14 protein-coding genes are annotated in these 16,608 nt (G+C 73.4%); 5 read left to right on the top strand and 9 right to left on the bottom strand.

Annotated features, from left to right (window positions below; translation table 11 throughout):
* Positions 1–142: 142 nt before the first annotated feature.
* Both ACFYXA_RS22610 and ACFYXA_RS22605 read left to right on the top strand, forming a co-directional pair.
* Positions 143–2,368 carry an acetate--CoA ligase family protein gene (locus tag ACFYXA_RS22610; RefSeq protein WP_389035538.1) on the top strand — a complete coding sequence of 742 codons (2,226 nt, stop codon included), beginning with the start codon at positions 143–145 and terminating at the stop codon, positions 2,366–2,368.
* Between the two features lie 7 nt (positions 2,369–2,375).
* Complete coding sequence (locus ACFYXA_RS22605) at positions 2,376–3,275, top strand: enoyl-CoA hydratase/isomerase family protein (RefSeq protein WP_389035535.1); 900 nt, start codon at positions 2,376–2,378, stop codon at positions 3,273–3,275.
* Positions 3,276–3,278: 3 nt separating this feature from the next.
* On the opposite strand, the gene ACFYXA_RS22600 is transcribed toward ACFYXA_RS22605, so the two are convergent.
* A complete protein-coding gene (locus tag ACFYXA_RS22600) occupies positions 3,279–4,136 on the bottom strand; it encodes a hypothetical protein (protein ID WP_389035532.1) in 858 nt (285 codons plus the stop codon).
* A gap of 177 nt (positions 4,137–4,313) precedes the next feature.
* Here ACFYXA_RS22600 and ACFYXA_RS22595 point away from each other — a divergent pair, with 177 nt between their 5' ends.
* Positions 4,314–4,898: a flavin reductase family protein gene (locus ACFYXA_RS22595; protein ID WP_389036177.1), complete on the top strand. Its 585-nt coding sequence runs from the start codon at positions 4,314–4,316 to the stop codon at positions 4,896–4,898.
* Positions 4,899–4,926: 28 nt separating this feature from the next.
* Here ACFYXA_RS22595 and ACFYXA_RS22590 read toward each other — a convergent pair whose 3' ends face one another.
* Positions 4,927–6,231, bottom strand: a complete 1,305-nt coding sequence (locus tag ACFYXA_RS22590) for an MFS transporter (RefSeq protein ID WP_389035529.1) — start codon at positions 6,229–6,231, stop codon at positions 4,927–4,929.
* Positions 6,232–6,302: 71 nt separating this feature from the next.
* On the opposite strand from ACFYXA_RS22590, the gene ACFYXA_RS22585 reads away from it, so the two are divergent.
* Positions 6,303–7,304 carry a GlxA family transcriptional regulator gene (locus ACFYXA_RS22585; RefSeq protein ID WP_389035526.1) on the top strand — a complete coding sequence of 334 codons (1,002 nt, stop codon included), beginning with the start codon at positions 6,303–6,305 and terminating at the stop codon, positions 7,302–7,304.
* Here the strand turns inward: ACFYXA_RS22585 and ACFYXA_RS22580 are convergent.
* From ACFYXA_RS22580 to ACFYXA_RS22570, 3 genes are all read right to left on the bottom strand, one after another.
* The gene (locus ACFYXA_RS22580; protein WP_351091554.1) at positions 7,294–8,343 is read right to left on the bottom strand and encodes a Zn-dependent alcohol dehydrogenase; all 1,050 of its coding nucleotides are present in this window, start codon (positions 8,341–8,343) and stop codon (positions 7,294–7,296) included. The genes ACFYXA_RS22585 and ACFYXA_RS22580 overlap by 11 nt on opposite strands.
* The gene (locus ACFYXA_RS22575) at positions 8,343–9,500 is read right to left on the bottom strand and encodes an acyl-CoA dehydrogenase family protein (RefSeq protein ID WP_389035523.1); all 1,158 of its coding nucleotides are present in this window, start codon (positions 9,498–9,500) and stop codon (positions 8,343–8,345) included. The genes ACFYXA_RS22580 and ACFYXA_RS22575 overlap by 1 nt, the downstream gene beginning before the upstream one ends.
* A 333-nt stretch (positions 9,501–9,833) precedes the next feature.
* The gene (locus tag ACFYXA_RS22570) at positions 9,834–10,745 is read right to left on the bottom strand and encodes an SDR family oxidoreductase (RefSeq protein ID WP_389035520.1); all 912 of its coding nucleotides are present in this window, start codon (positions 10,743–10,745) and stop codon (positions 9,834–9,836) included.
* 85 nt (positions 10,746–10,830) lie between these two features.
* On the opposite strand from ACFYXA_RS22570, the gene ACFYXA_RS22565 reads away from it, so the two are divergent.
* A complete protein-coding gene (locus ACFYXA_RS22565; protein ID WP_351091560.1) occupies positions 10,831–11,766 on the top strand; it encodes a cyclase family protein in 936 nt (311 codons plus the stop codon).
* Positions 11,767–12,185: 419 nt separating this feature from the next.
* On the opposite strand, the gene ACFYXA_RS22560 is transcribed toward ACFYXA_RS22565, so the two are convergent.
* The 4 genes from ACFYXA_RS22560 to ACFYXA_RS22545 all read right to left on the bottom strand — a co-directional run bounded on the left by ACFYXA_RS22560 (position 12,186) and on the right by ACFYXA_RS22545 (position 16,488).
* On the bottom strand, positions 12,186–12,689 hold the full coding sequence (locus tag ACFYXA_RS22560) for an ATP-binding protein (protein WP_389036175.1): 504 nt from the start codon (positions 12,687–12,689) through the stop codon (positions 12,186–12,188).
* A 529-nt stretch (positions 12,690–13,218) separates the two neighbouring features.
* A complete protein-coding gene (locus tag ACFYXA_RS22555) occupies positions 13,219–14,127 on the bottom strand; it encodes an acyl-CoA dehydrogenase family protein (protein WP_389035516.1) in 909 nt (302 codons plus the stop codon).
* A 1-nt stretch (position 14,128) separates the two neighbouring features.
* Positions 14,129–15,265, bottom strand: a complete 1,137-nt coding sequence (locus tag ACFYXA_RS22550; RefSeq protein ID WP_389035512.1) for an acyl-CoA dehydrogenase family protein — start codon at positions 15,263–15,265, stop codon at positions 14,129–14,131.
* 5 nt (positions 15,266–15,270) lie between these two features.
* Positions 15,271–16,488 (bottom strand): amidohydrolase family protein, encoded by a 1,218-nt coding sequence (locus ACFYXA_RS22545; RefSeq protein ID WP_389035509.1) that lies wholly within the window; start codon positions 16,486–16,488, stop codon positions 15,271–15,273.
* Positions 16,489–16,608: the final 120 nt, after the last annotated feature.

Genomic DNA, 16,608 nt, shown 5'->3' with positions numbered 1-16,608 from the left:
CCCGGGGCCGCGACACCGCCGGTTTCGCGGCCCGGCGCGAAGGGGGCATCTCCTCTGTGCAAGCCCATTCCTGACAGACCGTCAGTTCTGTAACCTGACAGTTCGTCAGTTACTTGGCAGTCACACAGGAGCGGGCGGGCCCATGCTTGGATCAACCCACGGCACCCTCACCACCGACTCCCGCCGGGCCCGGGTCCTCGCCTGCGAGGAACGCCCCGGGCCCGCCGTCCACGGCCGGTCCGCCGACGCGGACGACCTGGACGTCAGCGGACGCCCGCTGTACCAGGCCGTACCCGATCTGGACCGGTTCTTCCGCCCCGAGTCCGTCGCGGTGATCGGGGCCTCGGACGCCGAAGGCCGGCCGAACACGGGCATCACCCGGCAACTGGCCGCCTGGGCGGAGCGGGTGGGGGCACGGCTGCACCCGGTGCACCCCACCCGCGCGACCGTCTTCGGCATCCCGTGCGCGCCGTCCGTCGCCGACCTGCCCGAGCAGGTCGACCTGGCGGTGCTGCTCGTCGCCGACCCGCTGCCGGTGATCGAGGAACTCGCCGAGACGAAGGTGAAGTTCGCGGTGGTCTTCGCCTCCGGGTTCGCGGAGACGGGCGCGGAGGGCGCGGAGGCGCAGGGCCGGCTCGCGGCGGCCGTGGCCCGCTCCGGGATGCGCTTGCTGGGCCCCAACACCAACCTCAACGCCTTCGAACGGTTCCGGGAGGACCTCGACGGCCCGGCCATCGCGCTGATCACCCAGTCCGGCCACCAGGGCCGCCCCGTCTTCGCGCTGCAGGAACTCGGCGTCCGCCTCTCGCACTGGGCGCCGACCGGCAACGAGGCGGACCTGGAGACCGCCGACTTCCTCTCCTACTTCGCCGAGCAGCCCGAGGTGGGCGCGATCGCCTGCTACGTCGAGGGCCTCAAGGACGGCCGCGCCTTCCTGCTCGCCGCCGACCGGGCCGCCCGGCGCGGCGTCCCGGTCGTCGCGGTCAAGGTCGGCCGCACCGAGGTGGGCGCGCGCACCGCCGCCACCCACACCGGCAAGCTGACCGGCGCGGACGACGTCGTGGACGCGGCGATGCGCCAGTACGGCGTGATCCGCGTCGACGGCCTGGACGAACTCCAGGACACCGCGACCCTGCTGGCCCGGGCGAAGCCCCCGCGCGCGGACGGAGTGGCGGTGTACGCCATCTCGGGCGGCACCGGCGCGCACGTGGCCGACCTGGCGACGGCGGCCGGACTGCGGCTGCCCGAGCTGTCCGCCGCCAAGCAGGCCGAGCTGCACCAGTGGATACCGGAGTACCTGAACGTCTCCAACCCCGTCGACAACGGCGGGCACCCGGTCGGCGACGAACGGGGCCGCAAGATCATCGACGCGATCCTCGACGATCCCGGGATCGGTGTGCTGATCTGCCCCGTCACCGGCCCGTTCCCGCCGCTCAGCGACCGGCTGGTGCGGGACCTGGTCGACGCGGCCGAGACCACGGACAAGCTGGTCTGCGTGGTGTGGGGCTCGCCGGTCGGCACCGAGTCCGCCTACCGGGACGTCCTGCTCGGCTCCTCCCGGGTGGCGACCTTCCGCACGGTCTCGGGCTGCCTCACCGCCGTCCGCGCCCATCTGGAGCACCACCGCTTCGTACGGGACTACCGCTCCCCCTTCGACCAGGCGCCGCGCACCCCCTCCCCGTCCTTCCGCAAGGCGCGGATGCTGATGCGGCCGGGGCAGCAGCTGAGCGAGCACGCTGCGAAGCAGCTCCTTCGCGCGTACGGCATACGCGTACCGCGCGAACAGCTGGTGACCAGCGCGGCGGCTGCGGTGCGGGCGGCGGGGCCGGTCGGCTACCCGGTGGTGATGAAGGCGTCCGGCGCGCAGATCGCCCACAAGACCGAGCTGGGCCTGGTGAAGATCGGCCTCACCTCGGCCAGCCAGGTCCGCGACGCCTACCGCGAGCTGACCGACATCGCCCGCTACGAGGGCGTCGACCTGGACGGCGTCCTCGTCTGCCAGATGGTCGAGCGGGGCGTGGAGATGGTCGTGGGCGTCACCCATGACGACCTGTTCGGGCCTACGGTGACGGTCGGGCTGGGCGGCGTCCTGGTGGAGGTGCTGCGGGACGCGGCCGTCCGCGTGCCGCCCTTCGGCGAGGACCAGGCCCGGGCCATGCTCGGCGAACTGCGCGGGCGGGCCCTGCTGGACGGCGTCCGGGGCCGCCCGCCTGCGGACCTGGACGCGCTCGTCGAAGTCGTCCTGCGTGTGCAGCACATGGCTCTCGAACTGGGCGACGACCTGGCCGAGCTGGACATCAACCCCCTGATGGTGCTGCCCCGCGGGCAGGGCGCGGTGGCGCTGGACGCTTTGGCGGTGTGTCGCTGAGATGCGCATGAACAATTCCCCCGATGACTCCACTTGGACGGACAAGCCGGAAAGATCCGCTGACTCATTGGTACTGCACGCCACTGACAATCACGTCTCGACCCTCACCCTCAACCGCCCCCAGGCACTCAACGCCATCACCCCTGACCAGCGCGAACACCTGATCCAGCACCTCGCGGACGCCTCCGCCGACCCGGAGATCCGGGCGGTCGTCCTCACCGGGACCGGACGGGGCTTCTGCGCGGGCGCGGACCTGCGGGGCGGGCCCGCGAGGGGGGCCGGCGGGAACGGCGACAGGAGCAGGGGCGGTACGGGCGGCAGCGGGACCGCGCCCGGGGAGCGGATCCCCGGCGACGTGGCCCGGACCCTCCGGCTCGGCGCGCAGCGTCTCATCGCCGCCGTGCTGGACTGCGAGAAGCCGGTGATCGCGGCGGTGAACGGCACGGCGGCCGGCCTCGGCGCGCACCTCGCCCTCGCCTGCGACCTGGTCCTTGCGGCGGAGTCGGCCCGCTTCATCGAGGTGTTCGTACGGCGCGGTCTCGTCCCCGACGCCGGCGGCGCCTACCTCCTGCCCCGGCTCATCGGCCCGCAACGCGCCAAGGAGCTGATGTTCTTCGGCGACGCCCTCACCGCGGCCGACGCCGAACGCCTCGGGCTGGTCAACCGGGTGGTGCCGGACGCCGACCTGGACAAGACGGCCCGCGCCTGGGCGGAGCGCCTGGCCGGCGGCCCCACCCGCGCCCTCGCCCTGACCAAGCAGCTCGTCAACGCCTCCCTCGACTCCGACCGCGCCACCGCCTTCGCGGCGGAGGCGGCCGCCCAGGAGATCAACATGACGACGTCGGACGCCCAGGAAGGCGTGGCGAGCTTCGTACAGCGGCGGGAGGCGCGGTTCCGGGGGCGCTGAGGCTCAGGGATCCCGGGTCAGCACCCGCGGACTGCTCGCGTCCGGATCCCCGAAGAACACGAACAGCTCGGGCGACCGCTCCGTCCCACCGGAAGACCAGACCGTCTCCCCACGGCAGCCGTCCTCCTCGCCCGCCTCGTCGGCCTCGCCCGCCTCGTCGGCCTCGCCCGCCTCGTCGGCGGCGAGGCGGACGGCCACGCCGTCCCGTACGCGACCCGGCTCCAGCCGCCAGCTCCCGGCACCGTCGCACACCACGAGGTCCGCGGTCGCCCGGACGCCGGGATCGACCGGCATCCGCGTCAACTCCGCCCGGCCGCCCGGAAGCAGCTTCAGCACGGCCCCGTCCTCGCCGCGCCAGACCCCGGCGACCCGTTCGGCGGACAGCGGGGGCGGCTCGTACTCCTCGACCAGGCCCGCCGCCGTGGCCAGGGGCCCGGCGACGAGGGCGAGGACGAACAGGACGACGGAGGCGCCCGCGGCCCGCCACCACAGGCCCCGGCTGCCCGTCGGCCGCACGCGCGCGTACTCCATCGCGAGCACCGGCAACACGCCGAGGGCGGCGAGGCAGGCGGCCGTGGCGGGGAAGGACATCCCCGCCCACACGGCCCCCACGACGGCCCACACCGCCCCGACGAGCGTCACGCCCAGCAGACGGCGCGCCCACAGCGGCCATGGGACGCGGCGCAGCATGACGTCGGCGACGACGGCTCCCGGAAGGATCTGCGCCCCCGCATGCAGCAGTCCCAGCACCGGCAGCAGCACCGGCGCGAAGAGGAACAGACAGAGCAGCCCGAACGCCGGGCCGTAGCCGACGCCGTAACGATCGGCCGCCAGCGCCTGCCAGAACAGCAGCGCGGACACCGCCGGAAGCTGCGCCGCCCCCGCTGCCACAGCCGCGGCCGACTCGGGCCACGCCCGCCGCGGACCCACCCCATGCCGCACGCCTGCCCACCCCATGCGAGCAGCGTAGAAGTCACCGCCGGACCTCCCCGCAACACCCTTCCTATCTGACGATCCGTCAGCTTCAATGGCGACATGATGGGACACGCAGGCATGGCGGCCGCCGCAGTCCGCCACCTCCGGGGCAGGCCGGTCGAGGCGCATCCCCGGCCGGAGTTGCGCTGTGTCCGCGAGGACGAGCGGGCACCGGTGGACCAGGGCGAGTTCCGGCGCGTGCTGGGCACGTTCGCGACGGGCGTCACGGTCATCACCGCGCCGGCCGGCGCCGACGAGGACGCGCCCGCGGGCTTCGCCTGCCAGTCGTTCACCTCCCTCTCCCTCGACCCGCCGCTGGTCGCGTTCATGGTCGGCCGCACCTCCACGACCTGGCCGCGGATCGCACGCGCGGGCGTGTTCTGCGTGAACGTCCTGAGCGCGGACCAGGCCGGACTGTGCCGCGCGTTCGCGGTGAGCGGCGCCGACAAGTTCGCGGGCGTCGCCCACGACCCCGCCCCCACCACCGGCTCGCCCCGGCTCACCGGCGCGCCGGCCTGGATCGACTGCACGATCCACGCGGTGCACACGGGGGGCGACCACCTGATCGTGGTGGGCCGGGTGAACGCCCTGGGCGCCTCAGGCACGCACGAACCACCGCTGCTGTTCCACCGGGGCCGCTTCCTCTGACCCCGCCCGCAGCAGCGGTCAGGACGGATCAGCGGTCGCTCGGGGCCACCGCCTCCGGCCTCCGCCGGATCACCAGGGCCATCAGGGCCGCCGCCGCGCACAGCGCGCCGGACGCGTACCAGACCATGTCGTACGTGCCGAAGACGTCTCGGGCGACGCCGCCGAGGAAGGCGATCAGGGCCGCGCCGACCTGGTGGGCGGCGAGGACCCACCCGAAGACGATGGCGCTGTCGTCGCCGTACTGCTCGCGGCACAGGGCCAGGGTGGGCGGGACGGTGGCCACCCAGTCGAGGCCGTAGAAGACGATGAAGAAGACCATCGGCAGGTGGACGGACGGCGCGAGCAGCATGGGCAGGAAGAGGAGGGAGAGGCCGCGCAGCGCGTAGTACACCGCCAGCAGGCGGCGGGAGTCGAAGCGGTCGGTGAACCAGCCGGAGGCGATCGTGCCGGCGACGTCGAAGACGCCGATGACCGCGAGGAGCGAGGCGGCGGCCGTGACGGGCATGCCGTGGTCGTGGGCGGCGGGCACGAAGTGGGTCTGCACCAGGCCGTTGGTCGAGGCCCCGCAGATCGCGAAGGTGCCGGCCAGCAGCCAGAAGGGGCCGGTGCGCGCGGCGGAGAGGAGCACGGAGACCGCCCTGCGCGCGGCGCCCGTCACCGGCGCGGGCTTCGGGACGAACTCCCGTGCGCCGTAGGGCTTGAGGCCCACGTCGGCCGGGTGGTCGTGCAGCAGGAGCCAGACGAAGGGGACGACCACGAGGGCCGCCAGCGCGACCGTCAGCGCCGCGGGACGCCAGTCGTAGCGTGTGACCAGCCAGGACAGCAGCGGCAGGAAGATCAGCTGACCGGAGGCGGAGGCCGCGGTGAGGATGCCGCTGACCAGGCCGCGCCGCTCGGTGAACCAGCGGTTGGTGACCGTCGCGGCGAAGGCCAGCGCCATCGCCCCCGAGCCGGCACCCACCAACAGGCCCCAGAAAAGGAGCAGTTGCCAGGCCGAGGTCATGAACACCGTCAGTCCGGAGCCGGTCGCGATCACCGTGAGGGCGACGGCCACCACCCGGCGGATGCCGAAGCGGTCCATCAGCGCCGCCGCGAACGGCGCGGTGAGCCCGTACAGCGCGAGGTTGACCGAGACGGCCGCGCCGATCGTGCCGTGCGACCAGCCGTACTCCTCGTGCAAGGGGTCGATGAGCAGCCCCGGCACCGAGCGGAAGGCCGCCGCCCCGATGATCGTCACGAAGGTGACGGCGGCGACGAGCCAGGCGCGGTGGACACGCCTGCGGGCGGGCTTGAGGTCTTGTGCGGCGGCGAGGGCTTCGATGGTCCGGGTCACGCCATAGAGCTTCGGGCACGGGGCCACGCCCATCGAGTGGGCCGAAAGACAGCGTTCGTTAGGATCGGGCCATGGAAACGGCCACGGGCTCGCGCCCCCACCGCGTCGTCGTCCTCGCCCTGGACGGCCTGCTCCCCTTCGAGCTGGGCATCCCGCACCGCATCTTCGGCCGCCCCAAGGACGCCGCGGGCCGGCACCTGTACGAGGTCGTCACCTGCTCGGTCCGCCCGCCCGGTCCGGTCGAGACGGACGCCGACTTCGCGATCCAGGTCGGGCACGGGCCGGAGACGCTCGCCACCGCCGACACCGTGATCGTCCCGGCCTCCTACGAGCTGGGCCCCGTCTTCGAGGAGGGCGTGCTGACGGAGGACCTGGCCGCGGCTCTCGGCCGCATCCGCCCCGGCACACGCCTCGCCTCCATCTGCACCGGCGTCTACGTCCTCGCCGCCGCCGGCCTCCTCGACGGCCGCCCGGCGACCACGCACTGGGCCGACGCCGACCGCCTCCAGCGTCTCTTCCCGCGGATCCGGGTCGACCCGGACGTCCTGTTCATCGACGACGGCGACGTCCTCACCTCCGCCGGGGTCGCCGCCGGGATCGACCTGTGCCTGCACATGGTGCGCCGCGACCACGGCACCGCCGTCGCCAACGAGGTCGCCCGTCGCACGGTCGTCCCGCCGCACCGCGACGGCGGACAGGCGCAGTACATCGAGCGGCCCGTGCCCGACCCCCAGCAGGCGACCACGACCGGCGCCCGCGCCTGGGCCCTCGGCCGCCTCCACGAGCCGCTCCAGCTGCGGGACATGGCCGCGCGGGAGTCGATGTCGGTACGCACCTTCACCCGCCGCTTCCGCGAGGAGGTCGGCGTCAGTCCCGGCCAGTGGCTCACCCGGCAGCGCGTCGAACGCGCCCGGCACCTGCTGGAGTCCACCGACCTCTCCGTCGACCAGGTGGCCCGTGACGCCGGCTTCGGCACCGCCCAGTCGATGCGCCAGCACCTCCAGACGGTGCTCGGCGTCACCCCGACCGCCTACCGGCGGACGTTCCGGGCCGGCGCCGCCCTCAGAACGTGAGGACCGCCCTCGCCACCCGCCCGGCCTCCGCGTCCGTCGCCGCCTTCTCGAAGTCCTCGACCGGGTAGGTCCGGGTGACGAGTTCGTCCAGCAGCAGCCGTCCCTCGCGGTACAGCGCGGCGTACAGCGCGATGTCCCGCTGGGGGCGGGAGGAGCCGTAGCGGCAGCCCAGGATCGACTTGTCCAGGTAGAGCGACGAGACGAGGAAGGACGCCTCCGCCGTCGCGGGCGGCACGCCGAGCAGCACGGCCTGGCCGTGACGGTCGAGCAGGTCGATCGCCTGGCGGATCAGCTCCACCCGCCCCACGCACTCGAACACGTGGTCCGCCCCGGTCGGCAGCAGGTCCCGCACGCCGTCCGCCGAAGCCAGGAAGTCGGTGGCCCCGAACCGCCGCGCCACCGCCTCCTTCGCCGGGTTGGCGTCCACGGCGACGATCCGCCCCGCGCCCGCGATCCGCGCGCCCTGCAGCACGTTGAGCCCGATGCCGCCGGTCCCGATGACGACGACGGACTCCCCGCGGTCCACGCGCGCGCGGTTGAGCACGGCCCCCACCCCGGTCAGCACCCCGCAGCCGATCAACGCGGCGGACGTCAGGGGGACGTCCTGCGGTATCCGCACCGCCTGCACGGCCTTCACCACCGTCCGCTCGGCGAACGCGGAGTTGGACGCGAACTGGAACACCGGCCGCCCCGCGCGCGTGAACGGCCGCCCCGGCCGCCCGATGGCCCGCCGGCACATCGTCGGCCGCCCCCGGTCGCAGTCCGCGCACGTCCCGCAGTTGGCGAGCGTGGACAGGGCCACATGGTCCCCGGGAGCCACATGGGCGACCCCGGCGCCCACCGCCTCCACCACCCCCGCGCCCTCGTGCCCCAGCACCACCGGCGCCGGGAAGGGGATCGTCCCGTCGACCACCGACAGGTCGCTGTGGCACAGCCCGGCCGCCGACACCGCGACGAGCACCTCCCCGGGGCCCGGATCGCGGACGACGAGATCGTCGACGACCTCCGCCCGCTTCCCGTCGAACACCACGCCACGCATCAGACGACCCCCTTGCGCTCTCTGGGCAGGCCGAGCACCCGCTCGGCGATGATCGTGCGCTGGATCTGGTCGGAGCCGCCGTAGATCGTGTCGGCCCGGGAGAACAGGAACAGGTGCTGCGCTTCGTCGAGTTCGTACGGCGCGGTGGGCGACCAGTCGGCCGGCCCCACCCCCGCGGCCGCGCCCCGCACCTCCACCGCGAGCTCCCCGAGCCGCTGGTGCCAGCCCGCCCACAGCAGCTTGGCCACACTGGGCGCGCCCGGCCCGCCGGAGCCGCCGAGCGTGCGCAGCGCGTTCCACCGCATCGCCCGCAGCTCGGCCCACAGCTCCACGATCCGGGCGCGGAGGACGGGATCGTCGGCCGCGCCCGTCTCCACGGCCGTGCGCACCACGCGCCCCAGCTCCTCGGCGAACCCGATCTGCTGGGCCAGCGTCGAGACCCCGCGCTCGAAGCCGAGCAGCCCCATGGCGACCCCCCAGCCGTCGCCGTCGCCGCCCACCACGTGCTCCGCGCGGGCGTGCGCCCCGTCGAAGAAGACCTCGTTGAACTCGCTCGTGCCGGTCATCTGCCGGATGGGCCGCACCTCGATCCGCCCGGGCTGGTCCATGGGCACGAGGAGGAAGATCAGCCCGTGGTGGCGGGTGGACTGCGGGTCGCTGCGGGCCAGCACGAAGCACCAGTCGGCCTCGTGGGCGAGGGAGGTCCAGATCTTCTGCCCGGTGACGCGGTAGTCGCCGTCGGCCGTCCGCTCGGCACGCGTGCGCACACCCGCGAGATCCGATCCCGCGCCCGGCTCGCTGTACCCCTGGCACCACAGTTCCTCCCCGGCGGCGATCGCCGGCAGGAAGCGGCGCTTCTGGCCGGCGCTGCCGTGCGCGAGGAGCGTCGGCGCGAGCAGGTTCTCCCCGATGTGACCGGAGCGGGGCGGGGCGCCCGACCGCGCGTACTCCTCGGCCCAGGCGACCTGCTGGGTGAGGGTGGCGGTCCGGTTGCCGTACCCCCCTTCCGCCCAGCCGAGCCCGATCCAGCCGGCGCTCCCGAGGGTCCGTTCCCAGCCGCGCCGGTCGGCCTGTCCCTGTCCGCCGGCGTGCGCGGCCAGCCACGCCCGCGCGTCCGCCCGGAACTCGTCATCAGCCGCGGCAAACCCGAAGTCCACGCTGCCTCCTCCAGCCGGGGACCACACGGCCCCGCTCACAGGTGTCGATATCCGGTGAGGTGCGCTCCGCAGCCCCGCCCGGCCACGTTCCGCCCCCCTCCCCCGGAAGCAGTAGGGACCGGAGCCGATGCCCGATTCCGGCGCCGGCACCGCCACGCAGTGGGGACCGTTGGACACGGCCCTGCTGCTGCACCAGCCCGGCAGCGGCTCCGCCGTCAGGCGCGCGCTGCCTCGGCCCACCACCGCCTTGAGGCGCGCCGGAACCGCGTCGCCGGCGTGGCCGCCTCGGCTTCGCTCGCACGGGATGCCGCCCCCGCCCGCCGGTGCCCCCGCTCATGCGTTGGGTCGTGCTCCCTGTGCCGCCGCACGGGCCATCTCCTGGAGGCGTTCCAGCATCGGCATGGGGTCCGAGCCGACCGCTCCCGCCAGCGCCTGGCCGATCCGGTCCGGCGTCCAGCCGTCGGAGGCGTAGGCCGAGCGGAGTTCGCGGGGCTGCGCCCACACCGCGATCTTCTCACCGGCGACCGTGTAGACCTGGCCGGTTATCCCCAGGTCGCGCGCGCGGTCCGACAAGAGGAAAGTCACCATGGCGGCGACGTCCTCCGGCTCGCCGATCTCCGCGAGTTCGGTCGGCACTCCGGCCGACATCCGGGTGCGGGCCACGGGGGCAACCGCGTTGGCGCTCACCCCGTACTTGTGCAGGCCGAGCGCCGCGCTGCGCACCAGCGAGATGATCCCGCCCTTGGCCGCGCTGTAGTTGGCCTGCGAGACGGAGCCCTGGTGGTTGCCGCTGGTGAAGCCGATGAGCGTGCCGGACCGCTGGGCCCGCATGACCGCCGAGGCCGCCCGGAACACGGTGAACGTGCCCTTGAGGTGGGTGGCGACGACCGGGTCCCACTCGTCCTCGGTCATGTTGAACAGCATCCGCTCCCGCAGGATGCCGGCCACGCAGACGACCCCGTCGAGCCGCCCGTAGGACTCCATGGCCGTGTCCACGACGCGTTGTCCGCCCGCCATCGTGGAGATGTCGTCGGCGACGGCGACGGCCTCCCCGCCGGCCGCCTCGATCCCCTTGACGACGGCCTCGGCGACCTCGCTGGTGGGTGAGGCGCCGGCCACGGAGACGCCGTAGTCGTTGACGACGACCCGCGCCCCCTCGGCCGCCGCCGCGCGCGCCACCGCCCGTCCGATGCCTCGTCCCGCGCCGGTGACGGCGACGACCTTGCCGCTCAAGAAGTTCCCCACGCCGGGCCCCTTCCCGCAGTTTCTGACGGACCGTTAGATTTTATGGCCCGTCAGTCAGTCGGGGACAAGCCCCGGGGAGGCACGAATGGCACTGCCCTCGCTCCATCCGGCGTTCCAGGACATCGCCAAGCGCGTCAACAACTGGGGGCGCTGGGGGGACGACGACGAGATCGGCACGCTGAACCTGATCACCGACGAGGTCGTGCGGGCGGCGGCGGCCGAGGTCCGGACGGGCCGCCGGGTCCCGCTCGCCCTGCCCCTGCGGGAGGACGGCGTGCAGACGGGGATGATCCCCGGGCGGGTCAACCCGCTGCACACCATGGTGCAGATCAACCAGGAGATCTTCGGCCCGGGCTCGGTGGCGTGCAGCGACGACGCCGTGACGATGGGCCTCCAGGCGGCCACCCACTGGGACGCGCTGACCCATGTCTCGCACTCCGGCAAGCTCTACAACGGCCGCCCGGCCGGCACCATCACCCCGCACGGCGGCGCGGAGTTCAGCGGCATCGACAAGGCGCGGCACGTCGTCTCGCGCGGAGTGCTGCTGGACGTGGCACGCGCGCGGGGCGTCGACCGGCTGGCCGGCGGTCACGCGGTCACGCCCGAGGACCTGGAGGCGGCCGAGGAGCTGGCGGGGACGCGGGTGCGGGCCGGCGACATCGTGCTCGTGCGGACCGGGCAGATGCGGCTGTACCTCGCCGGGGACAAGCACGGGTACGCGTACCCCTCGCCGGGGCTGTCGCTGCGCACCCCGGAGTGGTTCCACGCGCGCGATGTGGCCGCCGTCGCCGACGACACCCTCACGTTCGAGATCTTCCCGCCGGAGATCGACGACCTGTGGCTGCCCGTGCACGCCCTCGACCTCGTGGAGATGGGGATGCTCCAGGGGCAGAACTGGAATCTCGAAGAGTTGTCCACAGCCTGTGGAGAAGAGGGGCGCCACTCGTTCCTGCTGTCGGCGATGCCCGAGCCGTTCGTCGGCGGGACCGGGACTCCGGTGGCGCCGGTGGCGATCCTGTAGGGCGGTTCGGGGGCTCCGGCCGACGGCGGCCGCGGCGGGGCGGCGCACACGGTTCGACGGATGGTGGCGCGCCGCTGCCCGCCCCGAGCACGGCACCGCGCGCCACCATCCGACTCGGCGTACCCTCCCCTCGGTTCCCCTCGGCCCTGAGGGCTCCGACGCCGAATCGGCGATCCGCACTCGGCGAGGGCCTCCGTCACCGACGCCCTCGTCGTCCCCTCACGGCGAATCGCTGACCACAAGCGTGATCAAACGGACACGTGACGTCAACACCCGATCGGTGATTTGTTGCTTGCACCCCGTTTTGTCGCGGGCGCGCACGGAAGCACGCACGGGCGCACCGAGGCCCGCCGGGGACACACGCCCCACATCCCCTGCCACCGTGCACCGGCCGTACGGGGCCGCCCGTACGCCGCGCGTCACACAGCTTCGTACGCGATCCCCCCGTACGACGGTTTCTGACAGACCGTCGCCGTCCCGCCCGTCGGGCCGGTGTCCGGGCGGGGCGCCGCACAGCGGTCGAGTTCGCACCAGATGCGCTTGCCGGGACCCTCGACGCTCCAGCCCCAGCGGTCCGCGAGGCAGTCCACAAGGGCCAGTCCGCGGCCGCCCGTGGCGTCGTCGCCCACACAGCGGGGGACGGGGGCGCGGTCGCTGCTGTCGGCCACCTCGAGCCGTACGACGCCCTCCCAGGGCCCGCCGGCGCCCTCCGGTGCCCCTCCGGCCGCGCCCGGCAGCGAGAGCCTCAGGACGGCCGGACAGCCCGTGTGGACCACGGCGTTGGTGACCAGCTCGGAGACGAGCAGGATCAGCGTCTCGGCGAGCGGCTCGTCGGCCCCTATCCCGGACCCTGCGAGGCGCCCACGGGCCCACCTGCGGGCGCGACCCACCTCAGTGGGGTCGGGCCGGATCTCCAGCTGCACTTGAAGCACCTGCACCGCTCACACCATCCGAACCGGCGGACACATGGCCGCGCGCCACGTGAGCCACGCTAGCCACGCGAGGACCATGACGACGAGGGCCACGATCGTAGCCATTTTCTGCATGACCAGAACAACGATCAGGGGCAGAGTGACGGAACGTGAATCCCTTGAGAGACAGCTTGGTTGACGTACAGTCACCTCAACAAGCGCTTCGGGCATATTCCAGCGCGAAGGAGTACCCGTGCGGCATACTGTGCGACGCTCATCGCGGGAAGTCGAACAGACGGGGCCGTGACGCCCGTCCGCCCTGCGAGCAGCGGTGCGCACCCCCGTTCCCGGCGTCGCCCCAGGGGCTCGGCCGGCACGGTCCGCGCTCACGGCAACTCGCATCTCACAGAAGGTACCGGAGCGACCACCCGACTCCGGGCCGTGACGGGTCACCGATCGGACACAACCGAATCTCACATTCCGTGACCATGTCTTGCCACGATCAGTGACACGCACCGCGCGGCCCGCCCGCGCTTGCACATCACCGCAGGCAGGCGGCCTGCGGCGGCTGGTGGCCCGGCGTCGTCAGCAGGTCCTCGGCGAGCCGTTCCTCACTCTCCGTACTGCCCCCCGTACGCCTCGTGCGCACCCAGGAGCGCTTCAGCAGCAGATGAACCTCCGCCTCCCAGGTGAATCCCATCCCGCCGAACACCTGGAGGCAGTCGCGCGCTCCGCGCACGGCGGCCTCGTCGGCGAGCAGCCGGGCCGCCGCCACATCGGCCGGACCGGCGGTGACGGCGGCCGCGTACACCGCCGCCCGGGCCACCTCCACGCGCACCAGCAGGTCCGCGCAGAGGTGTTTGACGGCTTGGAAGGCGCCCACGGGCCGCCCAAACTGCTCGCGCGTGCGCGCGTGTCGCACGGCGAGCTCGCACGCGCGCGTGGCCGTGCCGAGCTGCTCGGCGGCGGTGAGGAGGACCGCGACGGGATCGGGGGCCGGGGCCCGGCCTCCCGGCGTCCGGTGCAGCGGGGTCAGCGGGTCCACCGACCGCAGGGGCCGCGCGCCCTCCGCGTCGCCCAGGACGACGTCCGCCTCGGCCAGCCACTCCACCAGGCCGCCGTCGACCGCGGTCACCACGCTCTCGCCGGTCGCCGCGCCGGGCACCTCACCCGCCGCGAGGAAGGTGGCCGTCAGCGGGCCGGGCAGCAGGGCGCGGCCGGCCTCCTCGAAGGCCAGGACAGCCTCGGGCAGGCCCAGTCCGACGCCGCCGTCCGCCTCGGGCAGCCGGAGCGCGAAGAAGCCGGCCTCCCCGAGGTCCCGCCACAGCCGGCGGTCGAGCCCGGGCCGGGACACCGCCGCGCGCAGCTCCTCGGGGCCGAACCGCCGCGCCAGCAGCTCCCGTACGCCGTCTCGCAGGTCCCGCTGGTCCTTCGTCAGCCGGAAGCGCACGTCAGCCTCCCTTCGGCAGGCCGAGGATCCGCTCGCCCACGATGTTGCGCTGGATCTGCGAGGTACCGGCCGCGATGGTGTACGAGAGGGAGGAGAGCCGGTCCAGCACCCAGGGCCGCTCCAGGTCGAGGGCGTCGTCGCCGAGGACGTCGGCCGCCGCGTCGTAGAGCTCCTGGCGGGTGTGCGAGTAGCTCAGTTTGAAGACCGAGCCGCCCGTGCCGGGCACGCCGCCGCCCGTGGCCTCCGCCTCGCTCACGTTCCACTGGGTGAGCCGCCACAGCGCCCGCAGCTCGGCGTTGAGCCTGCCGAGCCGCCTCCTGAGGGCGGGATCGTCCCAGCGGCCGTTGCGACGCGCCTCGCGGGCGAGTTCGCCGAGGGTGCGCCGGCAGGCGACCACCTCCCCCGCGAACGCCGTGCCGCGTTCGAAGGACAGCGTCACCATCGTCACCCGCCAGCCGTCGTTCTCCTCCCCCACCCGGTTGGCGACGGGCACGCGCACGTCGTCGAGGAACACCTCCGCGAACTCGGCGGATCCGGCGAGCGTCCGCAGCGGCCGTACGGTGACGCCGGGGGCGTCCATCGGCAGGGCGAGCCAGGTGATGCCCCGGTGCCGGGGGGCCGACGGGTCGGTGCGCACCAGCAGTTCGCACCAGTCGGCGACCTCGGCGTGCGAGGTCCAGATCTTGGAGCCGTTCACCACGTAGGCGTCGCCGTCGCGTCGCGCGCGTGTGCGCAGCGCCGCGAGGTCGGAGCCGGCGTCGGGTTCGCTGAAGCCCTGGCACCAGACCTCCTCGCCGCGCAGGATCGGCGCCAGCCAGCGCTCCCGCTGGGCCGCGGTGCCCTCGGCGGCGATGGTCGGCCCGGCGTGCAGCAGTCCGACGAAGCCCGCGCCGACGTAGGGCGCGCCCGCCTCCTCCGTCTCCTCCAGGAAGATCAGCCGCACGGTGGGGGAGGCGTCCCAGTGCACGTGCGCGTACCCGGCGTCGTACAGCATGCGCTGCCAGCCGAGGTCGTAGGCCCTGCGGGCCGGCCAGTCGTCCGGGGAGGGCTTCGGGGGCAGCGTGGGGAGCGCCTTGGCCAGCCATTCCCGCAGCCGGGCCCGGAACTCGGCTTCCTGCGGGGTGTCCGCGAGGTCCATCGGCGTCACCCGGAGCGGTCGGGACGGCGGTCGCGGTCGAGGTCCAGGCCGAGCATGCGGATGGCGTTGCCCCGCATCAGCTTGTAGACGGTCTCGTCGTCCAGGCCCTTCACGTGGTCGAGGGCGACGTCCTTGGTGTGCGGGAAGGTGGAGTCGACGTGCGGGTAGTCCGTCTCGAAGGTGGCGTTGTCGCGGCCGACGACGTCCAGGGACGCCACGCCGTGCTTGTCGCGGAAGAAGCAGCAGAAGATCTGCCGGTAGTAGTACGTCGACGGCGGCTCGGGGACGATGTCGCGGACCCCGCCCCAGGCGCGGTGCTCCGCCCACACGTCGTCGGCGCGCTCCAGGGCGTAGGGGATCCAGCCCATCTGGCCTTCGGAGTAGGCGAGTTTCAAGGCCGGGAACTTCACCAGGACGCCGCTGAAGAGGAAGTCCATCATCGAGGCCATGGCGTTGTTGAAGCTCAGCGAGGCCTGGACGGCGGGCGGCGCGTCCGGTGAGGCGGCGGGCATCTGGCTGCTGGACCCGATGTGCATGTTGACGACCGTGCCGGTCTCCTGGCACACCGCGAAGAACGGGTCCCAGTAGCCGGAGTGGATGGAGGGCAGGCCCAGGTAGGTGGGGATCTCAGAGAAGGTCACCGCGCGCACGCCGCGCGCGGCGTTGCGCCTGATCTCGGCGACGGCCAGCTCGACGTCCCACAGCGGGATCAGGCACAGCGGGATGAGCCGGCCGCCGCTGTCCCCGCACCACTCCTCGACCATCCAGTCGTTGTAGGCCCGCACGCAGGCCAGCGCGACCTCCTTGTCGTGCGCCTCGGCGAAGGTCTGGCCGCAGAAGCGCGGGAAAGTGGGGAAGCAGAGGCTGCCCTCGACGTGGTTGAGGTCCATGTCGGCGAGCCGCGCCTTCGGGTCCCAGCAGCCGCGTCGCATCTCCGCGCGCGTGATGCCCTCCAGCGTCATCTCGTCGCGGTCGAAGCCGACGGCGGCGATGTTGCGCTTGTACGGGAACTGGAGGTCCTCGTAGATCCACCAGTCGGTGGGCGGACCGTCGGGGTCCATGGTGATCCGGTACTTGCCGCCCACGTATGCCAGCTCCCCGATCCCGGCGGTGAGGGGCTTGGGGCCGCGCTCGTGGTACTTGCGCGGCAGCCAGGTCTCGAAGAGGTGCGCGGGCTCGATCACGTGGTCGTCGACGCTGATGATGCGGGGCAGTTCGGTCATGGTCCCCTCCGCCTGGCGGACGCGTGCTGAAAGGCCGCAGGTGCCACGGCCGGGTCCGCGGGCCGTGGTCCGGCGGGCGTGGTCCGGCGGACCCGGAATCTGATGGCCCGTCAGATCTGT

It is taken from the genome of Streptomyces sp. NPDC002566 (assembly GCF_042889585.1).
Lineage (GTDB): Bacteria > Actinomycetota > Actinomycetes > Streptomycetales > Streptomycetaceae > Streptomyces.
This window is presented reverse-complemented; position numbering and strand designations above follow the sequence as displayed.